This is a genomic window from Exiguobacterium profundum, from assembly GCF_001909285.1.
Lineage (GTDB): Bacteria > Bacillota > Bacilli > Exiguobacteriales > Exiguobacteriaceae > Exiguobacterium > Exiguobacterium profundum.
The window spans coordinates 2,232,297-2,249,283 of sequence record NZ_MRSV01000001.1 but is presented as its reverse complement, the minus strand read 5'-3'; the positions used below and the strand labels follow the sequence as shown (position 1 = coordinate 2,249,283).

The 16,987-nt window shown below is 47.5% G+C and carries 13 protein-coding genes and 1 pseudogene; 11 read left to right on the top strand and 3 right to left on the bottom strand.

All coding sequences use genetic code 11. The annotated features are described in order from the left end of the window. Positions 1–6: 6 nt before the first annotated feature. The gene (locus BBB58_RS11640) at positions 7–1,323 is read left to right on the top strand and encodes a PhoH family protein (protein ID WP_074037364.1); all 1,317 of its coding nucleotides are present in this window, start codon (positions 7–9) and stop codon (positions 1,321–1,323) included. Between the two features lie 38 nt (positions 1,324–1,361). Here the strand turns inward: BBB58_RS11640 and BBB58_RS11635 are convergent, their stop codons facing one another. Further along, positions 1,362–2,534: a multidrug efflux MFS transporter gene (locus BBB58_RS11635; RefSeq protein ID WP_244150742.1), complete on the bottom strand. Its 1,173-nt coding sequence runs from the start codon at positions 2,532–2,534 to the stop codon at positions 1,362–1,364. A gap of 124 nt (positions 2,535–2,658) precedes the next feature. After that, positions 2,659–3,024, bottom strand: a complete 366-nt coding sequence (locus BBB58_RS11630) for a hypothetical protein (RefSeq protein WP_244150741.1) — start codon at positions 3,022–3,024, stop codon at positions 2,659–2,661. Between the two features lie 274 nt (positions 3,025–3,298). On the opposite strand from BBB58_RS11630, the gene BBB58_RS11625 reads away from it, so the two are divergent. The 4 genes from BBB58_RS11625 (at position 3,299) to BBB58_RS11610 (ending at position 9,776) form a co-directional block, all read left to right on the top strand. Then, positions 3,299–3,577 carry an Fpa/YlaN family protein gene (locus BBB58_RS11625; RefSeq protein ID WP_015881276.1) on the top strand — a complete coding sequence of 93 codons (279 nt, stop codon included), beginning with the start codon at positions 3,299–3,301 and terminating at the stop codon, positions 3,575–3,577. Between the two features lie 86 nt (positions 3,578–3,663). Then, complete coding sequence (locus BBB58_RS11620; protein WP_074037362.1) at positions 3,664–4,899, top strand: FtsW/RodA/SpoVE family cell cycle protein; 1,236 nt, start codon at positions 3,664–3,666, stop codon at positions 4,897–4,899. Between the two features lie 36 nt (positions 4,900–4,935). Continuing rightward, positions 4,936–8,370, top strand: coding sequence for a pyruvate carboxylase (locus tag BBB58_RS11615; RefSeq protein WP_074037361.1), 3,435 nt, complete (start codon positions 4,936–4,938; stop codon positions 8,368–8,370). A gap of 53 nt (positions 8,371–8,423) precedes the next feature. Beyond that, entirely contained in the window at positions 8,424–9,776 is a 1,353-nt protein-coding gene (locus BBB58_RS11610; protein WP_074037359.1) for a cryptochrome/photolyase family protein, read from the top strand. A 32-nt stretch (positions 9,777–9,808) separates the two neighbouring features. Here BBB58_RS11610 and BBB58_RS11605 read toward each other — a convergent pair whose 3' ends face one another. Further along, a complete protein-coding gene (locus tag BBB58_RS11605; protein ID WP_074037358.1) occupies positions 9,809–10,714 on the bottom strand; it encodes a COX15/CtaA family protein in 906 nt (301 codons plus the stop codon). Between the two features lie 333 nt (positions 10,715–11,047). Here BBB58_RS11605 and cyoE point away from each other — a divergent pair, with 333 nt between their 5' ends. The 6 genes and pseudogenes from cyoE (at position 11,048) to BBB58_RS11575 (ending at position 16,969) form a co-directional block, all read left to right on the top strand. Further along, complete coding sequence (cyoE, locus tag BBB58_RS11600) at positions 11,048–11,971, top strand: heme o synthase (RefSeq protein WP_074037356.1); 924 nt, start codon at positions 11,048–11,050, stop codon at positions 11,969–11,971. A 97-nt stretch (positions 11,972–12,068) separates the two neighbouring features. After that, positions 12,069–13,046 carry a cytochrome c oxidase subunit II gene (coxB, locus tag BBB58_RS11595; protein WP_074037946.1) on the top strand — a complete coding sequence of 326 codons (978 nt, stop codon included), beginning with the start codon at positions 12,069–12,071 and terminating at the stop codon, positions 13,044–13,046. Positions 13,047–13,084: 38 nt separating this feature from the next. Next, on the top strand, positions 13,085–14,953 hold the full coding sequence (gene ctaD / locus BBB58_RS11590) for a cytochrome c oxidase subunit I (protein WP_074037945.1): 1,869 nt from the start codon (positions 13,085–13,087) through the stop codon (positions 14,951–14,953). Further along, positions 14,954–15,628 carry a cytochrome (ubi)quinol oxidase subunit III gene (locus tag BBB58_RS11585; protein ID WP_074037355.1) on the top strand — a complete coding sequence of 225 codons (675 nt, stop codon included), beginning with the start codon at positions 14,954–14,956 and terminating at the stop codon, positions 15,626–15,628. Then, positions 15,597–15,911, top strand: coding sequence for a cytochrome C oxidase subunit IV family protein (locus BBB58_RS11580; RefSeq protein ID WP_015881285.1), 315 nt, complete (start codon positions 15,597–15,599; stop codon positions 15,909–15,911). The genes BBB58_RS11585 and BBB58_RS11580 overlap by 32 nt, the downstream gene beginning before the upstream one ends. Positions 15,912–16,045: 134 nt before the next feature. Then, positions 16,046–16,969, top strand: a pseudogene (locus tag BBB58_RS11575) (cytochrome c oxidase assembly protein). The last annotated feature ends 18 nt before the right edge of the window (positions 16,970–16,987 follow it).

The following is a 16,987-nucleotide window of genomic DNA, read 5'->3' as shown; positions in this document are numbered from 1 at the left end:
AAGTCTATGAAAAAAACGTATGTACTCGATACGAACGTACTCCTACATGATCCGCTATCCTTATTTCAATTTGAAGAACACGACGTGGTCATTCCAGCCATCGTCCTAGAAGAGTTAGATGGAAAGAAACGAAACATGGATGAGGTCGGGCGGAACGCCCGTGAAACGTCACGTGTCCTCGACCAGCTCCGAACATCGGGAAAACTCCATGACGGGGTCCCGCTTGAAAACGGAGGACGTCTGTTTGTCGAAATCGGTCATGAACACCAGGTCGATATTCCGTTCGATGTCATGACAAACGATAACCGTATCCTACTCGTTGCCTTAAAGTTAATGAAACAATTCGAGCATGACGCAGGTCGAAAGGTCGTCGTCGTCTCAAAAGATATATTGGTCCGTGTCAAAGCGGACGCCATTGGAATTGATGCAGAAGACTATCTGACAGATCATATCGTTGATACGACGGACTTATACGCCGGCTATCGAGAGATTGAAGTCGATCAGTCGCTCATCGATGAATTTTATAAAGTTCGTCAATTGCCGACGACGGCCTTGACGAAACAAGTGCTATATCCGAATTCATTCGTCGTCTTGAAAAGTAATGTGTCGAAAGCGAGTGCGCTTGCTGTGGTCGATTCGCTTCAACCGATTTTACGACCGCTGGCACTCGATGCAGATCATATTTGGGGAATTCATCCGCGAAACGTTCAACAGCGGATGGCCCTCGACCTGTTGCTTCGAGATGACATTCCGTTTGTCACCTTACTTGGGAAAGCCGGTACCGGGAAGACGCTCCTTGCCCTAGCAGCAGGGCTCTCGCTCGTCGAGGATGAACAGCGTTACAATAAGCTCGTCGTCGCTCGTCCGGTCGTGCCGATGGGGAATGATATCGGTTATTTGCCTGGGGAGATGGAAGAGAAGCTTCGCCCATGGATGCAACCGATTTATGATAACCTAGAATTTTTATTCAATGCGAATTCAAAAGACGAGCTCGGCAATATTCTAGCCGGTATGAAATCGATTCAGCTCGAGGCGCTCACCTATATTCGAGGTAGAAGTATGCCGGACCAGTTCATCATCATCGATGAGGCGCAGAACTTAACGAAGCATGAAATCAAAACGATTCTTACTCGCGTTGGAGAGAACTCGAAAATCGTTCTCGTCGGTGACCCGTATCAGATCGACCATCCGTATTTGGATGAATACTCGAACGGCTTGACGTACGCGGTGGAACGCTTCAAAGGACAAAACGTCTTCGGACACGTGCAACTCGTGAAAGGGGAACGTTCATCCCTTGCACGATTGGCGGCTGATTTACTATAAGCGATATACACAAATAACGCCGAGCTTCGTGCTCGGCGTTATTTTGTATCGAGTTGTAGTGACTGGACGTTCGTCCGTTCTAAAAAGGCATTTGAGATCATAATCAATCCCGTGAGGATGAACAGGGCAGAAAATCCGAAGTGTGCCACGATTTGGGATCCAAATAGCGGTCCGAGTAGATTCCCCATGAACTGAGCGGACTGATTGTATGAAAAGATGCGCCCTGTCGCAGAGACCGGCGTATGCTGGCGCAGTAGCGATTGAACGGACGGCATCAAGGCGGCCGTTGCGAACCCGATTCCGAAACGCAACAAGATGAGTTGAGTCGTTGAGGTAACGAATGCTTGCGGAATCAAGAAGAGGCTATAGAGGAGCAGTGCCCAAAACAAGATGCGCTCTGCTCCGTGTCTGTCCGATAACCGTCCGAGACGCTGCGCCGAAACGAGAGCGGCCAGTCCCGGAGCAGAGGCGACAATCCCTGCCATGAAGGCGAGCGCGGTAGTGTTCGGATTCAATTCACGTACGTATAATGTCAAGAGTGGTCCGATAGATTGTGTCGAGAACTGAATGAGGAACGTTGTCACAAACAGACCGACAATCAACTGTGGATGTAGCAGTGAGGCAAAAATCGATTTCATCGACGCGAGTTCTTCGCGTTTCACTGGGACAAAATCTTCTTTTACGAACCAAAGCGTGATGAGGAACGTCAGGAAGAGTGCACTTCCGGTAAAGAGAAAAACGGATCGAAGCCCAATCCAGTCTGCGAGCAGTCCGCCGATGAGGGGACCGAGTAGACCACCAGTGATTCCACCGGTTGACAGGGTACCGAGCGCCCAGCCACTTTTCTCTTTTGGTGTTTGAGATGCGACCAACGTGATGCCGGCTGAAATAAATCCAGACACGGCCCCCATGAGTAAACGCAACCCGACGAGTTGATATACGTCTTGGACGAAGCTGATGAGGAACATGACGATGGCCATCCCAAGACTGGCTCGGATGAGCATCAGCTTTCTTCCTTTTCGGTCAGCCAAGCGTCCCCACATCGGAGAGACGATGGCGGCCACGAGGAACGTGGCGCCGAAGGCGATCGCAGACCAAGTGACGACGTGGTCCGGATCCTTTACCCCGAGTTGTTCGATGAACAATGGGAGGAATGGAAGGACGAGACTCATCGACGCGGCGGTCAAGAAGCTACCGATCCAAACAACCATTAAATTTCGTTTCCATAGAGGTATCGTAAGCGTCACGACCTTTCTTATTCAATTTGTAGTCAACACTCTATATACTACACTTTGTGAAATAAAAAAAACAAAAAAAGAGAAGGTGTGACCCTTCTCATTGATTGCTTAATACGGTGATATGATTGACTTGGCGAATGACCTGATCCTCATACAATACATAGACAGGTCCGTCAGTAAGTACTTTTCCATCTTTTGAAAATTGTAAATATACGCTCGATGCCTCGCTGAGCGATAGAGTCAATATGGTCTCCCCGTAAAAACGGACATGTGTCGCGAGCTCAATCGGTTCGGCATTGTTTAAAAAAGGCGCGAGCGGCATGGCGAACGAGTCGCGTAATGCTGCATCCTTGTCTTGTCGTGACATCGGTTTGTTGTGGTCGATTCGAGTTCCTTGTGACAATCCGTCATCCCATGCTTTCCCCATTTTCGCATAGTATGCCTCACGGTCATTCTCCGTCACCGAGTCCAAATCTTCAATCTTTCGTTTTCGTTCGTCAAAAATCCATACGGTCGGGTCAATCGTCAGACTGTGGCGAACCGCTCAATCAAGTGGAAAAATCATGCTTATATCCCCCTTCATACACATTACACGTTTCATTATAGCGCTCTTTCTCGTAAAATGGAAAAGAGGAAGAATGTCGCGTTCATTCATACTGTACATTGAATTATGATGAAAGATAATGTACAGTTGAGTTATGACAAACAGTCTGTCATCGTACGGAGGAGGGGTCGTAGTGGCGACAAATTTGGCTGCAATCCAACGGGAGCAAGCGCTTCAATTACTCGAGGCGGATGCTGAAAAAATCCGTTGTCTGATTGAAGTGCAGTTAGAAAACCTAAAAATGCCGAAGTGCCCGCTTTATGAAGAGGTGCTTGATACACATATGTTTGGACTATCGCGCCAAATTGATTTTGCGGTTCGTCTTGGACTCATTTCAGACATTGAAGGTAAAGGACTGCTCGATTCATTGGAACAAAAGTTATCTGCCTTGGCAGAAGCTTCAGAATTATGAACCTTATACTCAAACTGTGCAAGTGGCGCTGTTTGAGTATTTTTTTTTAAGGGTTGTCGGATTGTTTTACATAAGGAAGTGAATACATGAAAACACGGTTTCGGTATTTTGATTTTGCGTTGTTTTTGTCAGTGCTCTTGCTCGTCGGGCTAAGCTCCATCATGATTTATAGTGCGAGTGTTTGGAATCGTGGGGATTACGCGAATAGTAGTTTATTCTATCGCCAGCTCGTCTACGTTGGCATTGGAATCTTTGTCTATTTGATTGCGACATTGTTCCGATATGAAATGTTTCGGAAAAAAGGCATTCGCCTCGGTCTTTATGCGCTCTCTGTCATCTTGCTGTTTGTCACGTGGGCGATGCCTCCATTGAATGGGGCGAGAGCTTGGCTCATCATCGGAGGAATGACCATGCAACCGGTCGAGATTGCGAAGTTCGTTCTCATCATACTGCTTGCGAACTACTACCATGAACTATGGAATAATGAGTTGAAAGGACTCCCTGGTCGATTGGCGCGGGCAAATATCACGAAAAAAGGGTTGCGTGCACAAATCGGCGCCTTCTTTTTAGTGCCTGTCCTCTTTTACTTTTCGTTTTATGCGATCGCAATCAATGGACAGCCGGATATGGGGGGGCTATTCGTCCTCGGTTCCATCATGTTGCTCATGTGGTTCGGTGTCGGGGCGCCGCTTCGAATTTTGATTCCAGGGATTTTAGCTGGGGTTGGTACTGTATTCGTATTGTTCACGACCATCTTTTCGGAGAATCAACGAAGTCGGATTGAAGTCGTGTTCAACCCGTTCATGGACCCGGAAGGATATGGACACCAATTGCTCATGTCGATTATCTCAATTGTACATGGTGGATTGACTGGAGTCGGACTTGGGAACAGTTTTCAAAAGTATGGATATTTGCCAGAACCAGAAACCGACTATATCATGTCGATCATTGCGGAGGAGTTAGGATTCCTCGGTGTATTGACGGTTTTAGTCCTACTCTTCTTCATCGCCTTTCGCGCGATCCATATCGCCAATCATGCGGATAGTCACTTTGCGATGTTCGTATCGTTTGGGATTGCATCACAAATCATTATCCAGACGGCCATCAACATCGGTGCGATGTCCGGTTGGTTTCCAGGGACAGGCGTAACCTTGCCACTGGTCAGTTATGGAGGAACATCGCTCATCATGATGATGGGTGTTCTCGGGGTGCTCAGTAGTATCTCGATGCGTAACCGTCATCGAGAAGCGACACGACGAGAAGAAATTCGGGTGAAGTCAGAAGAAAACGTTCAACGCTCATCGCTTCACGTTGTCAGGTAAGGAAACGAACAAACTTCATTAACGGGGGGATTTCATTTGAAACCAATTAAAAAGTTACTTGTTGCAAACCGTGGGGAAATTGCCATTCGCGTATTTCGCGCGGCGACAGAGTTAGGCATTCGAACGGTAGCTGTCTATTCGCAAGAAGATAGCGGCTCCTTACATCGCTTTAAAGCTGATGAAGCCTACTTGATAGGTGTAGACAAAAAACCGATCGATGCGTACCTCGATATCGAAGACGTGATTCGAATCGCTAAGGAGTCAGACAGTGATGCGATTCACCCAGGGTATGGTTTCCTTTCAGAGAACATTGAACTCGCACGACGTTGCCGTGAAGAGGGAATCATCTTTGTCGGACCGCATGAGTCACATTTACATGCGTTCGGGGATAAAGTACGAGCACGTCAGAGTGCGATTGCTGCGGGTCTTCCTGTCATCCCGGGTTCGGATGGACCGCTCACATCATATGAAGATGCTGAAGCATTTGCGAACGAGCACGGATTCCCGCTCATGGTCAAAGCTTCGATGGGTGGCGGAGGACGCGGAATGCGTGTCATTCGAACAGAAGCGGAAATGAAAGATTTGATTGAACGTGCAAAGTCAGAAGCAAAGCAGGCGTTCGGTTCTGACGAAGTGTACATAGAAAAACTCGTCGAACGTCCGAAACACATCGAGGTGCAAATTCTTGGGGATGAGCACGGTCACATCGTTCACTTATTCGAGCGTGACTGTTCGGTTCAGCGCCGTCACCAAAAAGTTGTCGAAGTGGCGCCGTGTGTGACATTGTCTGATGCATCGCGCCAAGCGATTTGTGATGCGGCGGTCCAACTCATGCGACACGTCGGATACGTCAACGCCGGTACAGTCGAGTTCTTGGTGACAGAGGATGAGTCGTTCTACTTCATCGAAGTCAACCCGCGCATTCAAGTGGAACATACGATCACAGAGATGGTGACGGGCTTTGACATCGTTCAAACGCAATTGATGATCGCGCAAGGTGAGTCGCTCCACGGCGATATGATTCAAATGCCGAAACAGGAAGAGATTAAACTTCTCGGTTATGCAATCCAATCACGTGTTACGTCTGAAGACCCAGGCAATAACTTCATGCCGGACACAGGGAAAATCATGGCTTACCGTTCTCCGGGTGGCTTTGGTGTTCGTCTTGACGGTGGGAATGCGTATGTCGGTGCAGAGATTTCACCGTACTACGATTCACTTCTCGTGAAATTGTCCACACATGGCATGACATTCGAACAAGCGGCCTCGAAGATGGTTCGAAACTTGAACGAGTTCCGGATTCGTGGAATCAAGACGAACATTCCGTTCTTGATTAACGTCATGAAGCACCCGAACTTTATCAGTGGAGATTACAACACGTCATTCATCGATGAGACGCCAGAACTGTTCGTCTTCCCGAAACGAAAAGACCGCGGGACGAAACTGCTGAACTATATCGGGGATGTGACAGTGAATGGATTCCCAGGTGTTGGTCTGAAAGACAAGCCGATCAGCCGTTCGGTGCGAATCCCGCACGACCTCCCGGCAGAAGCGAAGCCAGGGACGAAACAAATTCTTACAGAGCTTGGACCGGACGGCCTCGCCGACTGGATCAAACGTCAACCGGAACTGTTGTTGACGGATACGACGATGCGAGATGCGCATCAATCGTTGCTCGCGACGCGCATGCGCACACAGGATATTCTAAATATCGCCGAACCGACAAGCAAACTCATGCCAGAATTGTTCTCGGTCGAGGCATGGGGCGGAGCGACGTTCGACGTCGCCTACCGATTCTTATCCGAAGACCCATGGGTACGTCTCATGAAGCTTCGTGAGAAGATGCCGAACGTCCTAATTCAAATGTTGCTACGCGGTGCGAATGCGGTCGGATATAAAAACTATGCAGACAACGTCATCGAGAAATTCGTACACGAAGCGGCATATGCCGGAGTCGACGTGTTCCGAATCTTTGATAGTCTCAACAACCTTGAGTCGATTCAATTGGCAATCGATGCGACGCTTCCAACTGGGAAAGTGGCAGAGGCAGCCATCTGTTATACGGGAGACTTGTATGATGGTAACCGTCCGAAGTACCATCTTCCGTATTATATCGACCTCGCGAAGAAACTTGAGGCGAGTGGTGCGCATATCTTGGCAATCAAGGATATGGCAGGTCTATTGAAGCCGGAATCAGCCTATGCACTCGTATCGGCATTAAAGGACGCCGTGGACTTACCAATCCACTTGCATACACACGATGCTTCCGGTAACGGGATCTTCACATATGCTCGCGCGACAGATGCCGGTGTCGATATCGTTGACGTTGCCGCGAGTTCGATGTCAGGGATGACATCACAGCCTTCAGGTGGAAGTTTGGTTTATGCGCTCAACCACCACGAACGTCAGCCGAAAGTCGACCCGAAACAATATGAAATCATCAGTGACTACTGGCAAGACGTGCGTCACAACTATGAACCGTTTGAAAGTGATATGCGTGCATCGAATCCATCCGTGTACGAACACGAGATGCCAGGTGGGCAATATTCAAACCTCCAACAGCAGGCGAAAGCGGTCGGACTTGGAGACCGCTGGGCAGAAGTCAAGGCGATGTATGCCCGAGTCAACATGTTGTTCGGGGACATTGTCAAGGTGACGCCGTCATCTAAAGTTGTCGGTGATATGGCGCTCTTCATGGTCCAGCATAACTTGACGGAAGAAGATGTGATGACACGAGGACATCAGTTGGACTTCCCAGACTCGGTCGTCGAAATGATGCGTGGTGAATTAGGAACGCCTCCAGGTGGATTCCCGAAAGATGTGCAACAAGTCATCTTGAAAGGGGAAGAGCCATTAAACGTTCGTCCTGGTAAATTGATCAAACCGTATGACTTTGAATCGGCACGCCAAGAACTATTCGAAAAATTCGAGCGACCGGTGACGGACTTTGAACTTCTTGCTCATGCGCTTTATCCGAAAGTGTACGAAGACTATATCAAACATACAACGACATACGGGGACGTCTCAGTGCTCGACACGTTGACATTCTTCTACGGATTAAACGTCGGTGAGACAATCCAAGTTGAAATCGAGACTGGAAAAACGTTAATCATCAAGCTCGTACAAGTGAGTGCAGCGAATGAAGATGGCATCCGTCTCGTCTCGTATGAGATGAACGGGGTACCACGTGAAATCGAGATTAAAGATGTCAATGTCAAATCGGCAACGACAAGCCGTCCGAAAGTCGATCGTTCGAACGCCAAACAAGTCGGTGCATCGATGCCGGGGTCTGTCTTGAAAGTATTGGTCGAACCAGGAAGTCGAGTTCATCGTGGGGAGCAGTTACTCGTCACAGAAGCGATGAAGATGGAAACGACGATTCAAGCGGCACAAGATGGTGAGATTAAGGCCATTCATATTAAAGAAGGCGACACAATACAAAGTGACGACTTGTTGATTGAATTTGTATAATCAAAAGAAGCATAGCGCGCTATGCTTCTTTTTTGTAGATGGGAGTGGAGATCATGAGACGAGTATGTTGGTTTCGTTCGGATTTTAGACTGACCGATAATCATATGTTACACCGTGTATTGAAAGATATGGAGGAAGGCGATGACCTAGATTTCGTCTTTTGGTTGAATCCGAAATACTGTGACCCGTTCGAGGTACGGCATGACTATTTCTTCTCGACGATGCGAGCGTTCATGTATGATTTAGATGCGAAAGGGTTAGGGCTTCGCGTCCTTGTCGCAGAGACGGAGGATGCGTTCGTGAAACAGCTCGGGGAGATGGATGTGCTCTATTTTAATGCGGAGTACGTGGAACCGTTCAAACAGCGGGATGACCGTGTGATTGAAGCACTTGGTGAAGAAGTAAAAGTTGTGCGACTTCTGGATCGTCACCTGTTTCATCCCGATGCGTTCCGTACAAAAAGTGGCGATCCCTATAAAGTTTTAACCCCGTTCAAAAAAGCGGCGTATGCCGAACAGCCGCCCGCACCGTATGAGGTTGATGTCGATCGTTTATCTCAGTACATCCGTTCAAAGAATGAACAACCGAGTGAACTGAAAGATCTATTCAAACGATGTAATCGTGAATGGAAAGGGCTAGGGGAAACGGAAGCGAAGAAACGATTGACCCACTTCGTCAATGATCGCATGGTCGATTATGACGAGAAGCGTGACATTCCGAGCATCGCCGGGACGAGTCGACTATCTCCTTATTTACGGACAGGTGTGTTGTCGATTCGCACCATCACCGAACAAGTGTTGTCGGCGAGACGATCAAAGGGGCGTGACACGTATTACGATGAGCTGTTATGGCGTGAATTTTATTACATGGTCATGTCAAAGTTCCACGGATTGAAAGATCAACCGTTCAATGATAAATACAAGTCACTTGAATGGGAGGACAATGAAAAGCAGTTCGAAAAGTGGTGTAACGGGGAAACGGGGTATCCAATCGTCGACGCGGCGATGCGTCAGTTGAACGAGACCGGGTGGATGCACAACCGCCTACGCATGATTGTCGCATCTTTCCTATCGAAACATCTCCTTCTCGATTGGCGAAAAGGGGAACGGTATTTCGAGCAAAAGCTGATCGATTATGAGGCAGCGTCGAATATCGGGGGATGGCAATGGGCGGCCTCAGTCGGGACGGACGCTGTTCCGTATTTCCGTATTTTCAATCCGACGACGCAATCCGAGCGATTTGACCCTGATGGGACGTTCATCCGGAAGTATGTGCCGGAGCTGAAACATATAACAGATAAATCGATTCACTTTCCGGACCCGTCAGAGCGAGACAACTATGCCATGCCAATCGTCGATCATAAAGAAGCGAGAGAGCGTGCCCTCGAACGATTTAAAGCATTGTAAACTAAAAAGCGCCGCGGCGCTTTTTAGTTTGGTTATCCGTTCATGTTTTTCAATTGTGCCCCGTCTTGTCGCGCTGTCGACCGATACGCGTGATAAGAGAGGTATGACAGGATACCGAAGTAGCATGTGATCAAGAATGCGTGAAGGAGCGGAACGTAAGTCGCGTGTCCCCCAAGAACGATCCAAGCACCTGTACCGACTTGAAGTAGGATGAAGAAAAGAGACGCCCACATACCGCGCTCAATCAATCGGTTCATTTCTTTTCGGGCAAGATAGAGTACATACAACGTGTACAAAACGAGAATACCCGCCATGATGCGATGTCCCATCTGCACATACGACTCGAACGTCCAGACGTTCTGCTCACAAATCGGCCAACCGACACATGCGTATGTAGCACCGAGGTGACGGACGTAGGCTCCTGTGTACACGACGATCATCGTATAAATTGAAAGACCGTAAAGATGAGATCTTAATCGTCTCGATACGACTTGATGTTCCCGGTCACCTTCGAATAACAGAATCGTCAAAATGAGTAACGATGCGAACGACACGAGAGAAATTCCAAAATGAAGGGCCAGGATGGCATCCGACTGTTGCCAAATGACCGCGCCCGCTCCAATGATTGATTGGATGAGCATAAAGATAAATGCGAGAAACGCAAAGATTTTCACATCGACCCGATGTTTGACCGCGATGAACGTCCAAATAGCGAGCGCAATGATGAGAAGACCTTCAATACCGGAGACTACCCGGTGACTGTATTCAATCATCGTTTCAACACTGGGATTGGTTGGGATTAATTTTCCATGACAGAGTGGCCAGTCCGTCCCACAACCATCTCCTGAATCCGTCTTCGTCACGGTTCCACCCATGATGAGGACAAGCATCATCCCGAGGGTGAAAAAACCTGAGAAAAACGCGAGTTTTTTATGCATGTAATACCACCTGCTTCTAATCGAAATCCGTTAAAAAATGTACCTTGTTTATTTATATTTTTTTCGCCATACTTATTATACGGCTTTCTGTTCAAAAAACGAAATGGAAAAGCTTGCAATCGTTATCAAAAACGTTATTCTAATATTAGTAAAGCACATAAGGTGTGACAAATATCACACTATTGACACAAAAAACTCGCTATTTTACAAGCATAAAGGGCAATTTTATAAAAAAATATGGTATCTTTGTAGAGAGTTAAGTGTATTTTGTTCATATTGTGTTTTTTCTGTGAAGAGAATGCGAGGATTTCGTGATTATGTGGGGGGGTCAGTATGACAAAAGTCAACCCAGGGATGACGGTAGATGTAGAGTATACAGAATCAACGTCATTCCGAGATTACGTCGCCTTAGCGAAAATGGGAATTGTTCGCGCCAACCTGTTGTTGGTGTTTGCAGGATTCTTCGTGGCAGCGACGTACCAGAGCGATACGCCAGTCCTTTACTTGTTTGAAGTTTGGCCACAGCTCTTATTAACGATGTTAGGAAGCGCACTCGTGATTTCGGGGAGTTGTTACCTAAACAACTTTGTGGACCGAGATATCGATTACTTAATGGATCGTACGGACAATCGACCGAGTGTAACCGGCAAGATTTCAGGAGAGAAGATTTTACTCCTTGGATTGACACAACTTGCAATCGGAACACTACTATTGCTCCTTGTATCGTACGTCGCCGCAGTATTCGGTTTAATCGGGGCATTTTTTTATGTCGTGATTTATACGATGTGGCTGAAGCGTACGAGTACGCTCAATACAGTCGTCGGTAGTATTTCGGGAGCCGTTCCACCGCTCATCGGTTGGGCAGCACTAGATCCGGCACTTCATATTGATGCGTGGCTCATGTTCCTTGTCATGTTCTTATGGCAACCACCTCACTTCCTGGCGCTCGCCATGCGACGGACGGAAGAGTATCGAGCGGCAGGCATTCCGATGCTTCCGGTCGTGAACGGATTTGCCATTACGAAACGGCAAATCATCTGGTGGATTGCGACGCTGATTCCGGCATCGCTCTTATTTATGCACTATGGTCTTGTTTACTTGACAGTCGCAGCCGGTTTAGGGGGCTACTGGTTGTATCTCGGATTGAAAGGATTCAACGCCGAGGACGAAATCAAGTGGGCAAACAAAATGTTCTTCTATTCATTAATTTATTTAGTCGTGTGGATTATCGCGCTGATTTTGACAGCACTCTGGTGATCGCACTCACTATATAGAAAACCATTACACATCATTTTGGGAGAAAGTGGGGATTGTTGTGAAATCATTTAAGAAGCTTCTGTTTGGCATCGTCCCGATGATGATGTTCGCAGTCCTGTTATCAGGTTGCGGTCAAGAGGGATTGTCTGCATTGAAGCCGATGGGAGAAGGGGCTGAGCTTCAGCTCCGCATCATTCTCATCAGTTTGGCGATCATGCTCTTCGTACTCATCATCGTATCGGTCATTTACGTGTACGTGCTCATGAAGTTCCGTCGGAAAGATGAATCGATTCCGAAGCAAGTTGAAGGTAGCAGTACACTCGAGATGATTTGGACAGTCGTTCCGATTATCCTTCTCATCATTCTCGCTGTTCCGACAATCACGACGACTGTCGAACTCGCGAAAGAAAAAAAAAAGAAAAAAGAAGAAGAAATCAACGTTACAGCTAACTTGTACTGGTGGGAATTTGAATATCCAGAAGCAGGTGTTGTGACAGGGCAAGAGCTCGTCATTCCAGTCGGAAAACGAGTCGGCATCAACTTGACGTCTAAAGATGTCATTCACTCATTCTGGGTACCGGCTTTATCTGGTAAGACAGATACGAACCCAGGACTTGATAACGAAATGTGGTTACATGCAAATGAACCAGGTACTTACTACGGGAAATGTGCTGAGCTTTGCGGTCCGTCACATGCCCTTATGGACTTTAAAGTCATCGCGCTCGAGCAAGAAGAATATGATCAATGGCTCGCTGACATGAAAGCTAAGCAAGACGAGAACGGTGAGAATCTCGTCGCAGACAACACAAACTTGACTACAGGTGAGCAAGTGTATGTCGAAAGCTGCTTGAGCTGTCACGGCGGCGGTAAAGTGGCACCAAGTTTAACGAACTTCGGTGATCGTGAATGGCTCGCAGGTTACCTCGAAAACAACGAGGACAACTTGAAAGAGTGGATCCGTGACCCGCAAGAGAAGAAACAAGGGGCTCTTATGCCAGGATTCAATGAAGGTCAAATCAGCAACGAAGAATTAGATGCACTCGTTGACTTCTTGTATGAGCAGAAGATTGACTAACGGGAAAAGGGGGATTTCACGTGGCACAGACCACTGCAATGCAGCAATCGCGTAAATACAATGGCATCATGGATTGGATTACGACGGTTAAAAACAAAAAAATCGGTATTTTGTATTTGTTCTCAGGAATCTTCTTCCTCCTTCTCGGTGGAATTGAAGCATTACTGATTCGTTGGCAACTCGTCAAACCAATGAACGATTTCGTCAGCGGTGAGACATTTAACCAGTTGATTACGATGCACGGGACGACGATGATCTTCCTAGCGGCCATGCCGATGCTATTCGGTTTTATGAACGCCGTCGTACCACTTCAAATCGGGGCACGCGACGTTGCGTTCCCATTCATTAACTCATTAGGTTTTTGTTTTTTTTTCTTCGGTGGAGTCATGCTTAACTTGAGCTGGTTCTTCGGAGCAGCACCAAACGCAGGGTGGACGGCTTACGCTCCACTTTCAACACAACCGGAAGCGACAGGGGTAGACTTCTACGCTCTCGGTCTTCAGATTTCAGGTTTCGGTTCATTGATGGCCGGGATTAACTTCCTCGTTACCATCTTGAACATGCGTGCGCCAGGAATGAAACTAATGCGTATGCCACTCTTCACATGGACGACTTTCGTTGCATCGGCATTGATCGTCTTCGCATTCCCACCACTTACGGTCGGATTGTTCATGTTGATGTTCGAGCGACTCTTCGGAGCTGCTTATTTTGACCCGGCACTTGGCGGGAACGTTGTCATCTGGGAACACCTTTTCTGGATCTTCGGTCACCCGGAAGTATACATCTTGATCTTACCGGCATTCGGTATTTTCTCGGAAATCATTCCGACATTTGCGCGTAAACGTCTCTTCGGTTACACGACGATGGTCTTCGCGACAATGCTTATCGGTTTCCTTGGATTCATGGTTTGGGTTCACCACATGTTCACAGTCGGTCTTGGTCCAGTTGCCAACTCGATCTTCGCTGTTGCAACGATGGCGATTGCCGTACCAACTGGTGTTAAAATCTTTAACTGGCTCTTCACACTGTGGGGCGGTCAAATTAAATTCAACGTGGCCATGCTTTACTCTGTCGCGTTCATTCCTTCATTCCTCGTTGGTGGGATGACAGGGGTTATGCTTTCAGTCGCACCGGCTGACTATCAGTACCACGACAGCTACTTCGTTGTCGCTCACTTCCACTACGTTATCGTAGGTGGGGTTGTATACGGTCTCTTCGCAGGACTTTACTACTGGTTCCCACTCATGTTCGGAAAAGCCCTTTCTGAAAAGCTTGGATACTGGCAGTTCTGGTTGTTCTTTATCGGGTTCCACTTGACGTTCTTCCCGCAACACTTCCTCGGATTGTTCGGTATGCCACGTCGAGTCTTCACATACCTCGATGGTCAAGGTTGGGATACACTCAACATGCTCTCGACAATCGGTGCATTCTTCATGGGTGTGTCAACGATTGTCTTGCTCATCGCTGTTGTGAAAGCCTTCTTGTCAAAAGACCGCGTCAAACCAGACCACTGGGGAGACGGACGTACGCTTGAGTGGACACTTCCTGTTCCGACTCCAGAGTACAACTTTGCACAAACACCACTCGTCAAAGGACTTGATACGTTCTGGCTCGAGAAAATGGCAGGCAACAAACGCGTGTCAGTCGCTGAGGAAGTTTCGGACATTCACATGCCGAATAACTCGCTCATTCCGTTCTTCATGTCACTCGGCCTCTTTATCGCAGGACTCGGTGCCATCTTCCAGATGGATAACACGGTCGTCGGTTGGTCATTGATTGGATTTGGATTAGCGATGACGTTCGTCTCGATGTTCCTACGTTCTTGGATTGACGATCACGGCTACTACATTCCGAAGTCACAAGTCGAAGCAGACTTGAAAGCGATTCGTGAGAAAGGAGAACAATAAATGGCACATGCAGTTGAAAAACACCCAGTGACCGGTATCCCGGCCAATCCAGAGAAAGCAACACTGGAAGGGAAAAATAAATATGTGGCCTTCTGGTTCTTCCTTGGTGGAGAGACAGTCCTCTTCGCCTCGCTCTTTGGAACATACGTTGGTCTCTTGAACTCTGGTGCGCCAGAGGAATTACGTTCGTATAACATTTTCGAAATGGAGCTCGTCTTCATCATGACGATGCTCCTCCTCACAAGTTCACTTACAAGTGTCCTTGCGATGATGAACATGAAGGCAAACAATCCAGGGCGTATGAAGCTTTGGTTGATTGTGACGCTCCTTCTTGGTGCCGGATTCCTTGGTGCTGAGATTTACGAGTTCATTCACTACTACCACATCGGTCACACGTTCACGTCGAGCGCATTCGGTTCAGCCTTCTATACGTTGGTTGGTTTCCACGGCGCGCACGTAACGTTCGGTCTTCTTTGGATCACGACGCTCTTGATTCGTAACTGGAACCGTCCGATTGATGTATACAATGCACCAAAGTTTTATGTATCGAGTCTATATTGGCACTTTATCGACGTTGTTTGGGTCTTCATCTTCTCAATCGTCTACCTCTTAGGGATGGTGAACAAAAAAGGAAAAACGAGTAATGAACGAATCTCACAAGCAGTTAGAGCTTGAAGTAAAAGCAGAGTCGAAACGTGAGTATCAGCTTCAACTAATCAGTTTCGCGATGATGATTTTACTCACATTCGTGGCATTCGGCGCCGTCTATGCGGAATTGATGCCGGTGTGGGCAGCAGGTGGTTTTTTAATCATCTTGGCGGTCATCCAAGTCTTCCTACAGTTATATATCTTCATGCATATGAATAACCGTGGGAACACGTGGATCGTTGGCATGATGTGGCTAGGTATATTTGTTGCCATCATCACGGTCGCTGCACTCCGCTTACTCATTTGGTAATTGTGACAAAGGATTGAACATCTGTGGAAACACGGATGATTCGGTCCTTTTTCCTTTATTTCAAAAATGAATGAATAGTAATCTTGAAGTGAACGGTTTCAAAGGTTAGGGAGAGAAAGAAAAGGGGTGAACGGATGCTCTGGAATACGTCGGAGCTGCTCAATCAATTTGATTGGCTCACGTTATGGAGTCCGCTGTTCGGATTGCTCATGGTCGGGATTTATGTGTTATACGCCGTCGTGACAGAGAGAATGGCGAAGCGAGGATATGCCTCGACCACGTTATTACAAAAGTTTAGTATGTTGTTTGCGATTGTCTTGTATTACATCGGTTTTGGAAGTCCAATCGATGTCATGGCACATATCATTTTATCGGTGCATATGTTCCAAATGGTGCTCGTCTATATTTTGGCACCGGCACTCGTCGTTTACGGTCTACCGTAAAGGGTGTTTGAAAAAGTACTTAGCTTCAAATGGATTGGGCCGATGTTCAAGTTTTTGACGAAGCCACTGATCGCGCTCATTTTATTCAACGCATTGTTCTCGATTTACCATATGCCGGTCGTATTCGACTACGTCTTGACGAACTACGGCGTTCACCGTATTTTCCACGGTGCCCTTGTCGTCTTTAGTTTGACGATGTGGTATCCGGTCATCGTTCCACTCGTTTCAGACGAAGAGGAAGGCATGTCCGATTTGAAACGAATGGTGTACATTATCGCCAACGGGGTCTTACTGACACCTGCCTGTGCGCTCATCATCTTTAGTCAAACGACGCTCTATAATGCATACACGGACCCACAGACGTTTGCGACGGTCCTTGGATACTGTCTCCCGAATGGTGACGTTTCCGGAATTGATTTAGAGGCGTTGATGGGAGCGACGAACAGTGCGCTCGAAGATCAACGTTTCGGTGGGGTCCTCATGAAACTCGGTCAAGAGATCGTGTACGGCTTCTTCTTCGGCTGGACGTTCTTCGGCTGGGTGCGTCGGACGAAGTCACTTGCTCTTGATGAAGGCATGTCATTTACTCCGCAAGAAACAAATGAAAAAAATTAAACAGAACATAAAGGGGAA